The following is a 17,008-nucleotide window of genomic DNA, read 5'->3' on the forward strand; positions in this document are numbered from 1 at the left end:
TGGATCCCAACATCTGGCCCGCCGGTTCGTCCTATCCCGACTACTTTATGATCGGTATTCCCCGCATGAACTTCTACGAAGGAACGGAGAGCAGCGAGGACGTGCATCTTTACAATCCGTGATGGCTGTCATCGCTGGGTAGCCCACAACAGATCCGGGGAAATGAATCCATTCCCGGGATGCTAAGACTGTTTTTGCCGGAGGGATTCGCTCCGGCATCAAATTTGGAGGTATCAGTGGATCTCATTGCCAATATCGCTTCTGCGCTGGCGAACAATCTTTTCTCGCAGGTTGCCGTTCTCATCGGGCTCATCGCCTTAATCGGTCTCCTGCTTCAACGCAAACCCCTCGAACAGGTGGTGGGTGGTGCGGTCAGGGCCACCCTCGGGGTCGTGATCCTGAACATCGGCGTGGACATTTTCGTGGCGGGCCTGGTCGCCTTCCAGGCGATCGTATCCAGCGCTTTCGGGATCACGCCGCCGACCAGCACCAGCAACATGGCGACCTTCCTTGTGGGCAGGGGAACGGTGGTTCCCTTGGTGATTGCGTTTGGTTTCCTGATCCACCTCGTCCTGGTCGCCCTGTTCAAATCGGCGCGTTATGTTTATCTGACCGGGCACCTGATGTACTGGATGTCTCTGGTGCTGGTGGCCACGTTCGTGGAGGCGATTCCCGGGGCGGACCCCGTCGCCCTCACGGTGGTCTCCTCCGTTGTCGTCGCCTGCTACTGGACGCTGCAGCCGATGTGGATGGAACCACTCATGAAACGTGCCGTCGGCGGAGACAACTTCGGTCTCGGGCACACCACGTCTTGCTTGGCATTGCTGTCGGGATACGGCGCCAAGGCCCTCCGCTTGGGCGATCCGGTGAAACACGACACCGAGAAGATCCGGATGCCGAAGGCGATCTCCTTCCTGAAGGACATCAACGTCTCAACCGTGTTCGTCATCGGCATCATCATGATCGTCTCCATCTTCTTCGCCGATGGCGGCGTCGTCACGAAACAGATGGGCGACAGCACGATGGCCCCGGTGATGTGGGGATTCGTGCAGGCGTTGCGATTCGCGGCGGGAATCGCCGTCCTTCTCTACGGGGTCCGGATGTTCTTGGCAGAGATAGTTCCTGCTTTCCGTGGTATCTCCCAGAAACTCCTGCCGGGTTCCCGGCCCGCACTGGACATTCCCACGGTCTTCCCGAAATCCCCCACGGCCGTCATGATCGGTTTCCTGGCCTCGATGGTGACTTTCCTGGTCTGCATGGGTGTCTTCGCCACCGCCGGTTGGTTCGCGCTCGTCCCACCCATGATCATGCTGTTCTTCGGTGGCGGTGCCGCCGGAGTTTTCGGCAATGCCACGGCGGGCTGGCGCGGCGCCGTTTTCGGCGGCGTGCTCAACGGATTGATCCTCGCCTTCGGGCAGTGGATCGGCTGGGGTTGGTACAGCTCCACTGCCCCCGAGCTGGCCACCCTCGCGGATCCCGACTGGTATGCGATCGGCTGGTTGTTCCTCGGCCTCGGGAAAATGTTCGAAGGACTTGGGGGCGTTGGGCTGTGGATCGTCGGCGCGGCGGCCCTGGTCGTCACCATGGCGGCCCTGCTGTTCGTTCGGAAACGCAGCGTATTGAACGCGGAAGGTGCAGAAACGGAGGAGAAGACGAAATGACGATGCCGAACCCGGTGAAGGTGCTCTGTGTCTGTGGCTTGGGGATGGGAAGTTCTCTGATCCTTCGCATGACCGTGGAAACCGCCGTGAACAGGATGGGATTGAACGCCGAGATCGATCACACCGATCTCTCATCGGCCCGGAGCATGGAACCGGACGTGGTGGTTGGGCAGGGCATGCACACCGATGAACTGGAAGGAGTCGCCCCCGTCATCGTGTCGGTGGATGACTTCCTCGACGATGCCGCGGTCGAGGAAAAGCTCCGGGCCGCATTCACGGCAGCGGGATGGGACGCATGCTGACCGCGGCGGCGGTGGGAGCCGCCACCGGTTGGAGAAATGCCGTGCGCGCCGCCGCAGCGCTCCTCGTGGAGGTCGGCGCCACCACCCCGGAGTACGGGGAGCGTTGCATCGGATCAGCCGAGGAACTGGGCCCTTACTTCGTGTTGAGCCCCGGGGTAGCGCTGGCTCACGCCCGAGCCGAGGGCACCTGCCTGCGCCCGGGATTGTCGCTGCTCCGACTGGATGAGCCGGTTGAGTTCGGCCACGAGGTGAACGATCCCGTCGATCTGGTGTTCTGCCTGGCATCTCCGGACAACGAAACCCACATGGCGGGTCTTCGGGCCTTCGCCCTCGCAATGTCCGGTGATCTAGCGGAAAGACTCCGCGGCGCTGCCCCTGACGAACTGGCCGGCCTGCTGGCGGAGGCATCAGCCGCATGAGTTCGCTGGGAAACTGGATCGACGAGGTGGTCGCTCACAACAGGAAACAGATTTCCGTCGCAGCGACGTGCATTGCCAGGACCCATCGCGCGGGAGGCCTCGTGTTCACGGCTGGTTCCGGGCATTCCTTGGCAATGGTGATGGAAACCTTTTTTCGCGCGGGAGGACTGGCCATCGTTCGTCCGTTGTTCCGCGCGGACATGCTGCCCCTGAACGGTGCCCTGAGATCGACGATGGCCGAACGGGAAACCGGTGTGGGAACTGAAGTGGTGGCCGCAGTCGATCCGGGCCCGAGAGATCTCGTCGCGATCTTCTCAAACTCGGGGCGCAACCCATACCCGGTGGAGATAGCAGAGGGGGCGAGAGCACGCGGGGCGGTCGTCGTAGCCTTGACCAGCGTCGGGGCGAGCCAAGCGAACCCGCCCCGGGGGGCTCACCGCCTCTATGAGGTGGCTGATGTCGTCCTCGACACCATGGTTCCACCGGGAGATGTGTCATCCCCGGCGGGGAACCCGGTGACCAGTCCGCTCTCCACGCTGGCCTGTTGTGCGCTCTGGACCGAGATCCTCGCGGACACCGTGGAACTTGACCCCGGGGTGCGCTTGTGGCGGAGCGCCAACCAGGACGGAAACGACGGCTTCAACACCGCTCTGGCCGGACAGCTGCGGGACCGGATACCCGAACTTTGAACAGGCCGTCACGAGGAGGGCAGCAGCTTTGCGGTGAATTCATAGGCATCCGCCCGGTACCAGGAAATCGTGTGTTCCGCGGGACGTTCCCGGATGAGGGTTTTGCGATCCATGCGGATAACCGGTGCCCCAGGCCTGATGTGAAGTGAATTGGCGATGTCCTTCGGGCATTCCACGGCGACGATCCGCTGCTCACCCGAGTCGAGGCGCAGGCCGTAACGTCTGCCAAGGGTTTCGTAGAGGGACTGCTCGGCGTCGTCGACGGAGTAGCCGGGAACGAGCGAGGAATCCAGGTGAGTCTCCTCGATCGCGAGGGGCACGCCGTCTCCGGTGCGGACCCGGGTCATCGTAACCAACGGTGTCCCCACCGGGAAGAAGCTCTTGTCATTGGCCTGTTCCCTGCCGAACTCGAGCACAATCGCACCCGGCTTTTTTCCTTTCGCCCGCATGTCATCGGTGAAAGAGCTCAGGGAGAGCCGCAATTCGATCCTCGGCTGAGCCACAAAGGTGCCACGTCCGACGTGCCGATCCAACAGGCCCTCCCGGGTCAGGTCGATGACGGCACGGCGGGCCGTCATGCGGGAAACCCCGTATTCCTGGGCCAGGTCCCGTTCGGAACTTATCGGGGCACCGATCGGCAGCTCCAGGATTCTCCTGCGGAGTCTTTCTCGCATAGTCAGGTACTTGGGACTCGGCTCGGTGGGCACGTCGGGGATTCTAGTGCCGGGCCCCGCTGAAGCAGACTCTCATTCGGCCGCCAGCAGCCAGGCATCCTCCAGTTCGTCCTTGCGTGCCCGGGCGGCCCGCAGGTCTGTGTCCAGCACGGCGAGCCGCTCGAAATCGGTCGCCGAGGCGGCCATGGCGTCGTGGATGCGTTCGATCTCGGATTCCACCTTGGAAAGCTGTGACTCCAGGCGTGCCAGTTCCTTCTTCCGGGCGCGTTCGACCGCGGCACCGGATCGGGGCCTGTCCTCGGCCGGGGGAGCGGGTGTGGGGGAGGTGTTCTTCGTCCCGCGGCGACGTTCCAGATATTCCTCCACCCCGCCGGGCAGCAACACGCATGAGCCGTCACCCAGCAACGCCCACGAGGCGTCGGTGACGCGCTCCAGGAAGTAGCGGTCGTGGGAGACGACTATCAGGGTGCCCGGCCAGGTGTCCAGGTAGTCCTCGATCACCGTGAGGGTGTCGATGTCGAGGTCATTGGTCGGTTCGTCGAGGAGCAGGACGTTCGGTTCCTCGAGCAGCAGCCGGAGGAACTGGAGACGGCGGCGTTCCCCGCCGGACAGGTCGCCGATGCGGGCGACCAGTTTGTCGCCGGTGAAACCGAACTCCTCGAGGAGGTTGCCTGCCGATACCTCCCGGCCGGTCGCCAATCTCGTCGCCTGTTTCAGGCGGGTGACGGACTGGAGCACACGGTCCTCGTCGTCCAGTTCCCCGACGCTCTGCGACAGATATCCGATCCTGAGTGTGACGCCGCGCTTGATCTTCCCGCTCTGAGGGGATCTCAGGCCGGCCAGCAGATCCAGCAGAGTGGTCTTGCCCGCGCCGTTGACCCCCACCAGTCCGATACGGTCACCGGGGCCGATGGACCAGGTGAGCCGGCTCAGCAGCGTGCGGTCCTCGACGGCGTAGTCGACGTTGATCAGGTCGAAGACGTCCTTGCCGAGTCGTGAGGTCGCGAACTTCTCCAACGCCAGCCGGTCGCGTGGCGGGGGCACGTCGCTGATGAGGGCCTCGGCCGCTTCGATGCGGAACTTCGGTTTCGAGGTGCGGGCCGGGGCCCCTCGCCGCAGCCACGCCAGCTCCTTGCGCGCCAGGTTCTTGCGGCGAGCCTCCGTGGCCGCGGCCTGCCGCTGCCGTTCCACCCGCGCCAGCACGTACGCCGCGTAGCCGCCGTCGTAGGCGTCCACCACACCGTCGTGAACCTCCCAGATGCGGGTGCAAACCGCATCCAGGAACCAGCGGTCGTGGCTGACCACCAGCATCGCGAGCCCTGCCGCGGTGCGGGAACGCAGATGGGAGGCGAGGAAGGCGATCGCCTCCACGTCGAGATGGTTGGTGGGCTCGTCCAGCACGATCAGGTCGTGGTCGCCCAGCAACACCTCAACCAGCCCGACCCGCCTCCGTTCGCCACCGGACAGGGTTTCGACGGGGCGGTCCAGGTCCACACCGGCCAGCAGTGCCTCGACGATCTCCCGCCGATCCGCCCGGGCCGCATAGACGTGATCGGCGGCGCCGTCCAGGACCACCTGCCGGATCGTTTCACCGGGGGAGCCGGCCTGATGCTGGGTCAGCACCCCGATGGAAGCGGAGTTCGAGATCGTCACTCGCCCGGAATCGGGGACCAGATCGCCCGTCAGGACGCGCAGCAGGGTGGTCTTCCCATCCCCGTTGCGGCCGACCACGCCGATCACCTCACCCGCCCCGACCCCGAGGCTCACCCCGTCCAGCAGCACACGAGTGCCGAAGGCGTGAGAGACGGATTCCAGATTGACCAGATTTGCCACGTCCGGAAAGCTACCAGTGAAAACCGGGGGATCGCGTCAACGGGTGTTCTCGGCCGCGGCCATCCCGCCGTCGTGAGGGTTCCCGCCACAAAGGAATCCGTTCGCGGAACCTCCGTGCGCGGGAACCGGGCGCTTCACTGGCGACCGGCGAACCAGCATCCGAGTGGTTGCGTCAACGCCCGCGGAGCGCCTGCCGGGCTCCTTTCATGCCGCCCTTTCCGGTGGGCATGGGGCCCTTCGGCATGGGCAGCTTCGGACGCATCGCGTCGAGCGCCCGGAGCCGGTCCTCCACCTCGGTGATCTTCGAGGCGCTGAGGGCCTTGGGGAGTTTCTTGATTTCGTCGGCCAGCCGGTCGAGGGGAACCTGCCCGCCGCCCCTGCCGACCACGAAGGTGACCACGTTCACACCGTAGGCGACCTGTTCGTGTTTCTTCTTCTCGGAGGCGAGCAGGGTCTTGAGGCCCTTGGGGTCCCCTTCACCGATCAGTACGAGGCCACCGGGACCGACAGCGCGGTGCACCACGTTCGCGGAATCACGATTGCGGGTGACCGCCACCGCGATGGTGTGCTTCCACTTCTTCCCGAGCATGTTCAACGCCAGTTCGGCGGAGCCCGCCTGCCCCTCGTAGCGGCTGAAGGCCGCGCGTTTGACACGCCGTGTGAACACCAGCAGCGCCACCAGCAGACCGGTGGCGAGACCCAGCACACCCCACATGATGGGCGAATGCAGCACGAACCCGAGGACCAGGATGAGGACGAATGGGACGAGGCCAGCGGTGAGCAGGATCCACGGCAGCATCGGGTCCTGCTGTTTCGTGAGTTTGTAGGACTCCTTGATCTGGCGGATCTGACCCCAGTCGGCCGGGTTGTTGGAGTTCTTGCGGCGCAGTTTCTCGGCGCGGGCCTTCTCCTTCTGCCGCTGTTTCTGTTCTTTCTGTCGCTGGGCCAGTTCCTGGGCCCTTTCACTGCGTGCCATCACTTGCCACCAGCCTTCCGCGCGGCTTTCTTCCGTTCTTCCATGGCAGTCCTGTAAAGCCTGCCCGCCCGATAGGACGAGCGTACGAGAGGTCCGGAGAGCACGCCAGAATAACCTATCTGTTTCGCCTCCTCGGCGAGCTCGTCGAACTCCTCGGGAGGCACCCAGCGGGAGATCGGGTGCAGGGTTGCGTTCGGGCGCAGGTACTGGGTGATGGTGATCAACTCGGTTCCCGCCTCGTACAGGTCCACCAGGGCCTGGGAGACCTCCTCACGGGTCTCACCCATCCCCAGGATCAGGTTCGACTTCGTCACCAGTCCCGCGTCGCGGCTCATCCTCAGCACGTCGAGGGAACGGTCGTAGCGGAAGGCCGGGCGGATGCGCTTGAAGATCCGCGGCACTGTCTCCACGTTGTGGGCGAACACCTCGGGCCGGGTGTCCAGGACCTGGCCCACCAGCTCCGGTTTCGCGGAGAAGTCGGGGGCGAGCATCTCCACCCCGACCCCCGGATTTACCGCGTGGATCTGGCGGATGGTCTCGGCGTACAGCCAGGCACCCTGGTCGGGCAGGTCGTCACGGCAGACCCCGGTGACGGTGGCGTAACGCAACCCCATCTTCCTCACCGACGCGGCGACGCGCATCGGTTCGGCCGGGTCGTAGCCCTCGGGTTTCGCGGAGGTGATCTGGCAGAAATCGCAGCGCCGGGTGCACTGGTCACCGCCGATCAGGAAGGTGGACTCGCGATCCTCCCAACACTCGAAGATGTTGGGGCAGTTCGCCTCACGACAGACGGTGTGCAGTTCGGCTTTCTGGACTATCTGCTGCAGATCCTTGTAGTTCGGGCCGGTACGGGCGGTGGTACGGATCCAGCCGGGTTTGCGTTCGATCGGGGTCTCGGCGTTCTTGGCCTCGATGCGGAGCAGTCGACGTCCATCCGGATGTACAGCGGTCACCCGGGGGATGATACCTGCTGAAACGATTGGTCGCGTGGTTCACCGAGCCACCTCGTGGGTTCGTGCGCACCGGTTCACCAGTGTTCGAAGGCCACCAGGTGTCCTCGGAGATGGGGCTCCAGGTCGTGAGCAACCGTGGCGACATCCCAGTTCCCGGGCAGTTCCTCCGCCAGGGAGGTCACCCCGGCATCGCTGATGCCGCAGGGAACGATGTTTCCGAACGCCTCCTGGTTGGGAAGCACGTTGAGGGCGAAACCGTGCATCGTGGTTCGTCTGGCAACCCTGATCCCGATGGCACAGATCTTGCGTTCCGGCCGGCCCCCGGAAGCGGGCAACCAGACCCCCGTCCTGCCGGTCACGCGTCGCCCGTCCAAGCCGTAATCGGTCAGCAGATCGACGACGGCGTCCTCGAAACGCCGGATCGGATCCACCACCCCGACGCCATCGGGCAGAGGCAGGATCGGATAACCAGTGAGCTGGCCGGGGCCGTGCCAGGTGATCTTCCCGCCCCGGTCCACGTCCACCACCGGGGTGCCGTCGAAGGGACGCTCCTCTGGCAGGGTGGCCCGTCCCGCCGTGTAGACGGGTTCGTGTTCCAGCAGGATCACGTGCCCGGGTCGCTTCCCGGCCGCGACCTCGGCGTGCACCCGGCGCTGGTAATCCCACGATTCCCGGTAGTCGCTGCGGAAATGCTCAGTGCCCAGGCCGCGGTACTCGAAGGTCAACATCGCGAACATCGTAGCCCGGACGGCATTCCCGGATGTCGTCTCCGGCAGTGGGCAAGCGGGTAGAACAGAATGGCAGACATGATTCGAAACGTTGAACATGGCTGTTGCCCCGGCCTCCCGCGCTCCCGATACACCATGGACGAGAACTGCGGTGAATCCGGCGGGGAGTGTGTGGGGTTCATCACCTCGGTGGATGCCGGGACCGTCCTGGCCGCGGTCGGCAGGTGACCTCGGTGGTGAAGCGACCCGAGAGACGCTATTCCTACGAAACCAACGGTTCCGCCATTTCCAAGGAATCCTTCCGTATTGTCCGGGAGGGAGCCGACTTGACGGCTTTCACTCCCGATGAGGCCCAGGTGGCGGTGCGCATGATCCACACCGCCGGTGATCTCGACCTGCCCCGGCACATCGTCTTCCATCCCGGCCTGGTATCCGCCGCACGCGGCGCCCTGCGCGGGGGAGCCCCGATTTTCGTCGACGCGAACATGGTCAAGTCCGGTATCACCCGCAGGCGCCTTCCCGCCGACAACGAGGTGCACTGCTTCCTGCGCGATCAACGGGCGGCGGTGCTGGCCGCTGAATGGGGAACCACCCGTTCCGCGGCAGCCGTGTCGTTGTGGGGCGACGACCTCGAGGGCGCGGTGGTCGCCATCGGGAACGCCCCGACGGCGCTGTTCCACCTCCTGGAAGTGATCGCCGATGGCGGGCCGCGCCCCGCAGCCATCATCGGTGTTCCCGTCGGTTTCGTCGGCTCGGCAGAGTCGAAGCAAGCCCTCGCGGATTCCGACTTCGGGGTGCCGTGGCTCGTGGTTCACGGGTATCGCGGGGGATCCGCGCTGGCCGCTTCGGCGATCAACGCCCTGGCGAGCGAGTTCGAGCTGTGACCAAAGTCCCGTGGGCCTTCCGGTGCGAGGTCAGGCCGGGACCGCCACGCCAACGGGGGGGGACGACACGTTCCCGATGAACCCGCGGCCAGCGAACGTTGGACCACCGTTTCGGTGGCGGGGTTCGGCTCGGCTCAGAAGAACATGAGGGCTCCCGTTATCATCAGCTGTTCCCCGGCGCAAGTGGCTGCCTCCGGCAGGATGTGGACACTGCGCCTCGTTCCGGTAGTGTGAGGTCCGAAGCGTGGGTTAGTCACGAGGAACCCGGTGAAAATCCGGGACGGTCGCGCCACTGTGAGCCAATCCAGGCAAGTCAGGAACTCGTCCCACGCCCCGTCGCGGAACGCATGATTCCGCAGAAGGGATGTGTTTCGTCATGCACATCGCAGAGGGTTTCCTGCCCCCGTTGCAGGCCGCTGCCTGGTTCGTGGCCGCGACGCCGTTCGTGGTCCACGGGGCCATGGCCGTCGTGAAACAAGTGCGCAAGGATCCTGACTCCAAACTCCTGCTGGCAGCAGCCGGCGCCTTCACCTTCGCCCTGTCGGCGGTGAAGCTGCCATCGGTCACGGGTTCATCCTCGCACCCGACCGGAACAGGTGCCGGGGCCGTGCTGTTCAAACCTCCGGTCCTGGCCTTCCTCGGGACCATCGTGCTGCTTTTCCAGGCGATCCTGCTGGCACACGGAGGCCTCACGACCCTTGGGGCGAACGTGTTCTCCATGGCCATCGTGGGCCCGTGGTGTGGCTACCTGATGTGGGTGCTGTTCAAGAAGGTCAACAAGATGGTGGCGGTGTTCCTCGCCATGGCCGTCGCAGACCTCAGCACCTATGTCGTCACGAGCTTCCAGCTGGCCATTGCATACCCGGGCACCGAGGGCAGCTTCGGGGCCACCCTGGTGAAGTTCATGTCCATCTTCGCCCTGACCCAGATTCCGCTGGCTCTCGCCGAGGGCGTTCTCGGCGTCTTCCTGTTCTCCTTCCTGACCAGGGTCGCATCGTCCGAGCTGTCGAAGCTCGGTGTGCTCTCCCGCAAGGACGTGGAGGCGGCGTCATGAAACTGAACAAGTGGGGAGTCATCGCGGGACTCGTCGCCTTGGTGCTGCTGTTCTGCATCCCGTTCTACACCGCTCCCGCCGAATCCGAGTTCGGTGGCACCGACTCGGCCGTGACCGACATCCTGGAGGAGAACGGCGCCGAGCCCTGGTTCAAGCCCATCGCCCCACCCGCGGGTGATGAGGTCGAATCGGGTCTGTTCGCCATGCAGGCCGCTCTCGGCTCCGGGATCATGTTCTACTGCCTCGGCCGCATGGCCGGCAGGCGCAAGGCCGAGAAGGAAGCCGGGGGGTCCGCTTCCGTTGAGGATTAGCGGCCTGGACGATTCCGCCTGGGGCAGTCCCTGGCGGGCCATCCCGGTCGGTCAGAAGGTGGGTCTGTCGCTGCTGCTCGTGTTGACGGCGCTGCTGGCCCGTCCTTGGCCAACCGCGGTTCTCGTCGCGGCAATGGCCGTCGCCGCCCTGACTGTCGCCAGGATTCCGGCCCGCATGGTGACCGCCGCCATGACCGCTCCTGCGGTGTTCATCATCCTGGGAGCGGTCTCGGCGACGCTGACGATCGGTGCTTTCGAGGGACCCGGCTGGCGTTGGGGCTGGCTGGGGATCCGGGAAACCGACATCGCCCTGGGGGTCGGTCTGCTGCTGCGTGCAACGGCCGGAACCCTGGGGGTGCTGGTGCTGGCCATGACCACCCCCATGGTGGATCTGCTCAGCTGGCTGAGAAAACTGCACGTCCCGGCCCCCCTGATCGAGATCGCCTCGCTGATGTACCGGATGATCTTCACCGCCTGGAACTCGCTGGTCCTGGTGCGCCAGGCCCAGCAGCAACGTCTCGGCGGCACCGGCCCCCTGAAGCGGCGGTTCGCCGAGGCGGGGCAGTTGGTCGGTGCGGTTGCCGTGCGTACCTGGTTGGCATCCGCCCGCCTGGCCGACGGCCTTGCCATCCGGGGGCACGAATCAACCTTGACAACCCTGCCGTCCCGGCGCGGAAACCGGCATCTCCCGGTCTGGGTGTTGGTGGGAATGATCCTCACGTGGGGAGTTGCGTTGTGGACGCGATGAGACTGGTTGCGACGGGAATTGTCGCGGGTTTCGAGGGGCGCGAGGTGCTGCGGGGCCTCGACCTGGAGGTCCCCGCAGGGGCCCGGTTGGCGCTGCTCGGTGCCAATGGCTCGGGTAAAACCACCCTGCTGCGCACCATCGCAGGTGCGCACCGGCCATCGGCCGGGCAGGTTCTCCTCGACGGGGATCCGGTGCGTTTCGACCGTGCCGGGCTGAGGGAGCATCGGCGTCGTGTGCAACTGGTGCTGCAGGACCCGGACGATCAGTTGTTCTCCGCGGACGTGCGGCAGGATGTTAGCTTTGGTCCGCTGAACCTGGGGCTGTCCGAAACCGAGGCCGCTGAGGCCACGGATTCGGCGATATCCGCCATGGGCATCGAACACCTGGCCGACCGGCCCACCCATCAACTCAGCTACGGGGAGCGGAAACGCGTGGTAATCGCCGGTGCATTGGCGATGAACGTGGACGTGTTGCTGCTCGACGAACCGACAGCCGGGCTGGATCCCGCCGGGGTCGAGGCCCTGCTGCAGACGCTGGGGGAGATCAACGCTCGGGGCACCACGCTGGTGTTCTCGACCCACGAGGTGGACAACGCCCTGGCCTTCGCCACCCATGCCGCGGTGATGACCGAAGGGAGGCTGCGGCAGGGCGGGCTCGTGGAGCTGCTCAGCGATGCCGAGCTCTTGGCGGCCGCCCGCCTGCGTCAACCGATCCTGCTGCAGTTGTCCGCGGCGCTGGGGTGGGAAACCCCCGCGACCAGTGTCGAGCAGGTCAGGCAGCGCTGGCCCATCGGCTGAAACGAGCCCGTCGCCGGGTTCACGGGCCGTCGCGGCCTCCGGCAGCACGGACCCGAATACGAACTGAAAAGGATTTCACAAGAAGTGGTTGTTCTCATGAGAAAAGCGAAGGAGTGTAGTTCAACATCCTCGGGACTGCCCTGGAAGACCACCAGGTTCAAGGTGCTGAGGGGAGAAGCGACGTCGGAGACGGTCCGGGGTGGGGTGGAAACCGGGCTCGGGCAGGTTGATGAATGCCCCGGGGGGTATCTGGCAAACCCGATGTGGTTGCCGGGGCACCTTTTCGGCGAGGCCGGGGGTCCGGAAACCCGGATGCCCAGCGCGATCGAGAGCTGACAGTGAAATCGTCCTGCGCCACGGGTCACCAATTCCGGTGGGTGCCTGTGCAGGACGATTGCCGTCAACTCCTCTGAGGAGCTTCGGTCGAGGGGCAGGGCTCAATATGTTATGGGCCGGAACCCGGTGATTTGGGTCAGCGGATTCTCCCAGTCCTCGCCCCGATTGGCCTTGACCACGCTGATGATGGTGAGTGCCATCCATCCGATGGTCCACAGGAAGAGGGGAAAACCGAGGCCCAGGAAGCTCAGCATCCCTCCCGCGATGAAACCGGCGGCGGCGAGGATCTGGTAGTTCAGCGCTTTGGCCGCTTCGCGATTGACCACCGATCCGTTCTTGGTTGCCAGCCAGGCCAGGCCGGGTCCGATCGGCCCTGAGAACAGCCCGGTGAAATGGATCAGCGCGGCCGTGTCGGTGGAAGAGCTCGCGAGCCCGGTGGCGACGGCGCCGGGTTGCGTGGGCGTCAGTGCCCGGGGAGGTGTGGGCAGGTCCGCGATCGCCATGCGCAGCTGCTGGGGTGAGTTGGCCTCAAGGATCAGGCCCAATCGGTGCTCCAGCTCCGGTTCGTTGATGCGCCCCTCTGCGTAGGCGCGCTGAACGATGTCGATGGCTTTCTCCCGGATGGTGTCGCTGATACTTGTGGTCATGCAACCCAGTGTCACACCGCCGCGGCGGTGACACCATTGGGGTCAGCCCCGGTTCACCCCTGTGGAGCCCCTGAGAGATCCTGCGGTGAGGTGTCCCTGCGGGATCGCGTCCAAGGAAGAAACCTGGCGGAGCCGCTGAGCCGAAACCACCTGCTTCACTTCCTGCTGCAGGGCCCTTAACTTTTGGCCAGAGTTTCCGCATTGCCTCACAGGGTCCGGATGTTGATTCTAGAGTCGTGTGATCCCGGGTTGGAGACACCTGCCGGGTTTGTGACACCAATGGAGGTGTTGAACAATGAAACATCACTTCGGAGGAGCCGCTGCGGTTGCTGTGGCCGTGGTTTTGTTGCTGTCCTCGTGTGGCGGGCAGTCGCCCCGTCCGGGGAGCAGCGATTCGGAATCCTGGGGGACCGCCCCACAACAGCCTCCCCGAACCACCACAACCCCCTCCTCCTCGCCGCCGGTTCCCTCGCCCTCAAAACCGCAGCCATCGGAAACCTTCACCCCGGAGCAACTCGAAGCAGCAAACACCGTGATCGAGTTTTTCCATATCTTGGACGGAGTGCTGAGCGACCCCGAAGCGGAAACCCAATCTCTGATGAACATCACCATTGGACAAACCCAAACTATACAGCTAGAACGAGTTTCCGAGTACCGAGAACAAGGCAGAGTTCAAACTGGAACCGTCGGTGTTCATATCACTGGCGCATCAGAGGCAAGGCAGGAAGATGACATGAAAGTCATCACGGTTCAGACTTGCACGGACACCACCAATTATAATGTTGTGGACTCGAAAACCGGTAAGCCCATCATGAAACCTGGGGAACGTCCGATTTACCTCGCGTGGAACATTGACGTGGTAAAAACAGGAGAAGGCTGGAAGGTCGGGGATGCCACGAACGAAAACGCCTTGAGGTGCCCGGCATGAAACGCTTGACCATCATTGCTGTTTTCCTCATTGCATGTTTCTTGGCCGCGGCCGGCCTGTCCCCGCAATCGGCCCGCGCCGAGGGCAATGTTCGCTGCGCGCAAAGGCAAACCGATGGCTTCTGCAAGCTTGAGATCAGGGCTCCGGGATCTGGTGGGCAACCCGGGAAACCCGGCCGACCCGGCAGACCCAGACAGGACCCGATCACCCGACCCACCACAGCACCCACATACCCCGGATACACCCCATGTGTCGGGATACCCTGCCTACCCCTCGACCAGCAACACCCCCCGGACCCCTGCATCAGCTACACCACCAACGGTTCCTGCGCCAGCTACCTACCCGGCCTACCCACACCAACCGACGACCCCACCGGCCCCGGCAACACCCCAGCACCCGCGACCCTGGCCCGGATCGCCATGGAACGCATGGACCTCCACGCCCCCAACATCGGACTATGGCCCCACCCCCTCGAAGAACTACCCAACGGATACAACTACGTCGGCTGGAACAACTGGATGTGGATCAAAAACCCCACCCCCAACACCTGGGGACCCATCACCAAAACCGTCACCCAATCCGGACACTCGATCACCGCCACCGCAGCCGTCACCCACCTCACCTGGGAAATGGGCAACGGCGACACCAAAACATGCGACAAAGGCATCGAACACCCCGAACACAACACCCGCAACGAAAAATCCCCCAGCTGCGGCTACATCTACCACCAAACCGGCAACTACACCATCACAGCCACCGCGCACTGGGTGATCGTCTGGACCGGTCTCGGACAACAGGGAACCATCGAAATGAACCTCACCACCCAAGCCCACACCAAAGTGGTCGAGGTATCCGCAGTCAACATCCCCAACGACAGGCACCACAACCCCACCACCCCGACACTACCGGTTCCGACCAGCACCCCCACCAGAGAAGCCCCCTGCCCCACCAACCACAACAAACACGGCTGCTGACGACCTGTCGCACCAATTACGCGAGACGACCTGGAAAACCCGAGAATGGGTAATGGCGTGGTAAGGGTCATCGCGGAAATGGGTCTGTGAGAAAGCCGCGGGTTTGATGGTAATGGCAACATTGCTGAGGTTTGTTCAGGTGTTCTGCAGCAGCCGGCGGAGCTCCTGGTGGGAACGCGGTTGAGGGCGGTTGTGAACAGGGCTCGGCGTGTCCTCTGGAAGATCACCATGAAGGAGTGTCGATCGGTGTGGTTTTCAGAGAACAAGTCGGCTCGTGGAGACCCGTGATGCGGTCACATGAGGTGCGGCAGGGCCAGTGGCGTCCTCTCGGGATTTCTAGGAGGAATGGTGTAGTTCAGATGTGCCTTTCGCCCGGACCGGAAGAGTGGTGATCCCAATGATGTTCAGGAACACGCAGGTGTACTCTCCCGTCACCTCCACCTCGACAATGTTATTGCCGATCACCCGGGCCGTGCCGTGGAATCGGGACGCCGCCACGTAGTTCTCGGCCGCCTTTTTTGCGACATCGGGTTCGGGGCTCAGGCGCCCGTCCGTCATCCTCAGGTGTTGGTTTCCGGCCCGGGCAGCTTCCGCAGCGACGCCACGGGCCTCCTGCGTGGCCCTGACCTGCCCCGCGAAGTCCACCCCGATCCCGACGATCAGGATGAAACCGATAAGCGCCACTGCCGTCCACACCGTGATGGCGCCGCGCTCGCTGCGGTCCCGAACGCTTCTCATGGCACGATCCCGGATCTCAATCCCGAGCGAATGCACGGTCATGAGGTCTCCTTTACCAGCGAGTAGCAGGTGACGGTGCGTGCCGGTTGCCAGCCGCGGAACGACCCGAGGGGTTTCGCGGTCTCGAACGAGACCTTCATCAATTCGCCGCCGAGTCGGGCATGCAAACCGGCGAGCAGGACATCGGTTTCCAAAGTGACGGAATGAATCACCAGCCGTCCCCCGGCGGGAAGCGCGGCCAGTGCGGTCTCGCAGGTTTCCGCGTTGGCGCCCCCACCGAAGAAGACGGCATCCGGGATGGGCAGCGACGGATCGGACATCAGGGTCAGGGCGTCTCCCACCCGCACCTCGAAACGATCCGCCACCCCGAGGCGAGCTGCGTTGTCGCGGGCCCGGGCAGCGCGATCGCCGCGTTTCTCAAAAGCGACGGTGCGGGTGCCGGGGGCGCTGCGACACCAAGAGATGCCGACGCTTCCCGATCCCGTCCCGACGTCCCACAGCACTTGATTCCGTGCCGGCGCCAAGGCCGCCAGTGCCGGAAGCCGAATCGGTTGTTTCGTCAGCTGCCCGTCGTTGGCGAAGGCCTCGTCGGGCAGCAGGGGCCCGACGACCACCGGACACGTGCCGGTGTCGAACTCGATGGCCACCACGTTCAGGCGTGGCAGTTCCTCTCGGTGCGTGGCGAGGGTTTCCGCCGTGAAGTCCTGCCGGGACTCCTTCGGCGTGCCGAGGTTGCCGAACACCGTCATGGCCGAGTTCCCCCAGCCCGCCGTCACCAAGGTCCGGGCCAGCTCCCCCGGGGTGGTCTGATCCGCGGACAGGGCTATGACCCGTTCGCCGGGCGCGGCCAGCGTCAGCACGCGCTGATAATCGCGTTCGACCAGCGAAACCCAGCTGGTCGTCTCCGCGGGCCACAGCATCCGGGAGCGTGCGAGGGTCTCCGATGACAGCGCAGGATGCACCCGGATGCGTTCCGCGCCCAGTACCTCCATCAGGGTGGTCGCCACCCCGGACAACAGCGGGTCACCGGAGGCCAGCACCACCACGTCGTCGCCGAGTTCTCTGAACAGCCCCGCCACCCCGGCGCGCAGCGGCGTGGGCCACTGCACACCGCGCGAAGGGTCGGGAAGCATCCTCAGGTGTCTGGCGCCCCCCACCACGACCGGAGCGGAGGTCACCAGCTCCCGCAGGTGCGGGGGCAGCTCACCGAGCCCGGACGCGGGTACACCAACGACGTCAATCATGATGAGAGAGCTTATCCAGATTGTGGAACAATGGGGCCGCTGGATGCGGAATGCGGTGAGAATCCGCAGCGGTCCCGCCACTGTGTACCCCATGGGGTAAGCCAGGCCATCG

At 64.5% G+C, this 17,008-nt stretch carries 21 protein-coding genes and 2 riboswitches; of the genes, 13 read left to right on the plus strand and 8 right to left on the minus strand.

From position 1 onward, the window contains the following. Window positions 1-236: 236 nt before the first annotated feature. From EL272_RS05800 to EL272_RS05815, 4 genes are read left to right on the plus strand one after another with little or no spacing between them, the layout of a single operon-like run. Window positions 237-1,661, plus strand: a complete 1,425-nt coding sequence (locus EL272_RS05800) for a PTS ascorbate transporter subunit IIC (protein WP_061787082.1) — start codon at window positions 237-239, stop codon at window positions 1,659-1,661. A 2-nt stretch (window positions 1,662-1,663) separates the two neighbouring features. After that, the gene (locus EL272_RS05805; RefSeq protein WP_255265819.1) at window positions 1,664-1,963 is read left to right on the plus strand and encodes a PTS sugar transporter subunit IIB; all 300 of its coding nucleotides are present in this window, start codon (window positions 1,664-1,666) and stop codon (window positions 1,961-1,963) included. Continuing rightward, a complete protein-coding gene (locus EL272_RS05810; RefSeq protein ID WP_014846285.1) occupies window positions 1,957-2,382 on the plus strand; it encodes a PTS sugar transporter subunit IIA in 426 nt (141 codons plus the stop codon). The genes EL272_RS05805 and EL272_RS05810 overlap by 7 nt, the downstream gene beginning before the upstream one ends. After that, a complete protein-coding gene (locus EL272_RS05815; protein ID WP_014846286.1) occupies window positions 2,379-3,071 on the plus strand; it encodes a sugar isomerase domain-containing protein in 693 nt (230 codons plus the stop codon). The genes EL272_RS05810 and EL272_RS05815 overlap by 4 nt, the downstream gene beginning before the upstream one ends. A gap of 8 nt (window positions 3,072-3,079) precedes the next feature. Here the strand turns inward: EL272_RS05815 and EL272_RS05820 are convergent, their stop codons facing one another. The 5 genes from EL272_RS05820 to lipB all read right to left on the minus strand — a co-directional run bounded on the left by EL272_RS05820 (window position 3,080) and on the right by lipB (window position 8,244). Then, the gene (locus EL272_RS05820) at window positions 3,080-3,778 is read right to left on the minus strand and encodes a GntR family transcriptional regulator (RefSeq protein WP_014846287.1); all 699 of its coding nucleotides are present in this window, start codon (window positions 3,776-3,778) and stop codon (window positions 3,080-3,082) included. A 39-nt stretch (window positions 3,779-3,817) separates the two neighbouring features. Beyond that, entirely contained in the window at window positions 3,818-5,578 is a 1,761-nt protein-coding gene (locus EL272_RS05825) for an ABC-F family ATP-binding cassette domain-containing protein (RefSeq protein ID WP_014846288.1), read from the minus strand. Between the two features lie 172 nt (window positions 5,579-5,750). Next, window positions 5,751-6,554, minus strand: coding sequence for a DUF4191 domain-containing protein (locus EL272_RS05830; RefSeq protein ID WP_041696350.1), 804 nt, complete (start codon window positions 6,552-6,554; stop codon window positions 5,751-5,753). Continuing rightward, window positions 6,554-7,507 carry a lipoyl synthase gene (locus tag EL272_RS05835; protein ID WP_014846290.1) on the minus strand — a complete coding sequence of 318 codons (954 nt, stop codon included), beginning with the start codon at window positions 7,505-7,507 and terminating at the stop codon, window positions 6,554-6,556. The genes EL272_RS05830 and EL272_RS05835 overlap by 1 nt, the downstream gene beginning before the upstream one ends. Window positions 7,508-7,581: 74 nt before the next feature. Continuing rightward, window positions 7,582-8,244, minus strand: coding sequence for a lipoyl(octanoyl) transferase LipB (lipB, locus tag EL272_RS05840; protein ID WP_014846291.1), 663 nt, complete (start codon window positions 8,242-8,244; stop codon window positions 7,582-7,584). Window positions 8,245-8,313: 69 nt separating this feature from the next. Between lipB and EL272_RS15255 the strand changes: the two genes are divergently transcribed. From EL272_RS15255 to EL272_RS05870, 7 genes are all read left to right on the plus strand, one after another. Next, window positions 8,314-8,463: a hypothetical protein gene (locus EL272_RS15255; protein WP_157682464.1), complete on the plus strand. Its 150-nt coding sequence runs from the start codon at window positions 8,314-8,316 to the stop codon at window positions 8,461-8,463. Between the two features lie 5 nt (window positions 8,464-8,468). Further along, the gene (locus EL272_RS05845; protein ID WP_014846292.1) at window positions 8,469-9,119 is read left to right on the plus strand and encodes a precorrin-8X methylmutase; all 651 of its coding nucleotides are present in this window, start codon (window positions 8,469-8,471) and stop codon (window positions 9,117-9,119) included. Window positions 9,120-9,335: 216 nt separating this feature from the next. Then, window positions 9,336-9,462: riboswitch (cobalamin riboswitch) on the plus strand. A 33-nt stretch (window positions 9,463-9,495) separates the two neighbouring features. Continuing rightward, the gene (locus EL272_RS05850) at window positions 9,496-10,173 is read left to right on the plus strand and encodes an energy-coupling factor ABC transporter permease (protein ID WP_041697362.1); all 678 of its coding nucleotides are present in this window, start codon (window positions 9,496-9,498) and stop codon (window positions 10,171-10,173) included. After that, window positions 10,170-10,484, plus strand: coding sequence for an energy-coupling factor ABC transporter substrate-binding protein (locus EL272_RS05855; RefSeq protein ID WP_061787080.1), 315 nt, complete (start codon window positions 10,170-10,172; stop codon window positions 10,482-10,484). Before EL272_RS05850 ends, EL272_RS05855 begins: the two co-directional genes overlap by 4 nt. Beyond that, window positions 10,474-11,232 carry a cobalt ECF transporter T component CbiQ gene (cbiQ, locus tag EL272_RS05860; RefSeq protein ID WP_061787079.1) on the plus strand — a complete coding sequence of 253 codons (759 nt, stop codon included), beginning with the start codon at window positions 10,474-10,476 and terminating at the stop codon, window positions 11,230-11,232. Before EL272_RS05855 ends, cbiQ begins: the two co-directional genes overlap by 11 nt. Then, window positions 11,205-12,029, plus strand: a complete 825-nt coding sequence (locus EL272_RS05865; protein WP_244926123.1) for an energy-coupling factor ABC transporter ATP-binding protein — start codon at window positions 11,205-11,207, stop codon at window positions 12,027-12,029. Before cbiQ ends, EL272_RS05865 begins: the two co-directional genes overlap by 28 nt. Window positions 12,030-12,125: 96 nt before the next feature. Next, a complete protein-coding gene (locus EL272_RS05870) occupies window positions 12,126-12,365 on the plus strand; it encodes a hypothetical protein (protein ID WP_123823759.1) in 240 nt (79 codons plus the stop codon). 101 nt (window positions 12,366-12,466) lie between these two features. Here EL272_RS05870 and EL272_RS05875 read toward each other — a convergent pair whose 3' ends face one another. Further along, window positions 12,467-13,012 (minus strand): DUF1707 and DUF4870 domain-containing protein, encoded by a 546-nt coding sequence (locus tag EL272_RS05875; protein ID WP_014846299.1) that lies wholly within the window; start codon window positions 13,010-13,012, stop codon window positions 12,467-12,469. A gap of 295 nt (window positions 13,013-13,307) precedes the next feature. Between EL272_RS05875 and EL272_RS05880 the strand changes: the two genes are divergently transcribed. Both EL272_RS05880 and EL272_RS05885 read left to right on the plus strand, forming a co-directional pair. Further along, a complete protein-coding gene (locus EL272_RS05880) occupies window positions 13,308-13,940 on the plus strand; it encodes a hypothetical protein (RefSeq protein ID WP_073969956.1) in 633 nt (210 codons plus the stop codon). After that, window positions 13,937-14,914 (plus strand): hypothetical protein, encoded by a 978-nt coding sequence (locus EL272_RS05885; protein WP_073969973.1) that lies wholly within the window; start codon window positions 13,937-13,939, stop codon window positions 14,912-14,914. Before EL272_RS05880 ends, EL272_RS05885 begins: the two co-directional genes overlap by 4 nt. 336 nt (window positions 14,915-15,250) lie before the next feature. On the opposite strand, the gene EL272_RS05890 is transcribed toward EL272_RS05885, so the two are convergent. Then, on the minus strand, window positions 15,251-15,694 hold the full coding sequence (locus EL272_RS05890) for a TadE/TadG family type IV pilus assembly protein (protein WP_014846303.1): 444 nt from the start codon (window positions 15,692-15,694) through the stop codon (window positions 15,251-15,253). Next, window positions 15,691-16,896, minus strand: coding sequence for a precorrin-6y C5,15-methyltransferase (decarboxylating) subunit CbiE (cbiE, locus tag EL272_RS05895; RefSeq protein WP_061787076.1), 1,206 nt, complete (start codon window positions 16,894-16,896; stop codon window positions 15,691-15,693). The genes EL272_RS05890 and cbiE overlap by 4 nt, the downstream gene beginning before the upstream one ends. Before the next feature lie 48 nt (window positions 16,897-16,944). Continuing rightward, window positions 16,945-17,005: riboswitch (cobalamin riboswitch) on the plus strand. Window positions 17,006-17,008: the final 3 nt, after the last annotated feature.

This window comes from Arachnia propionica, from assembly GCF_900637725.1.
GTDB classification, from domain to species: Bacteria; Actinomycetota; Actinomycetes; order Propionibacteriales; family Propionibacteriaceae; genus Arachnia; species Arachnia propionica.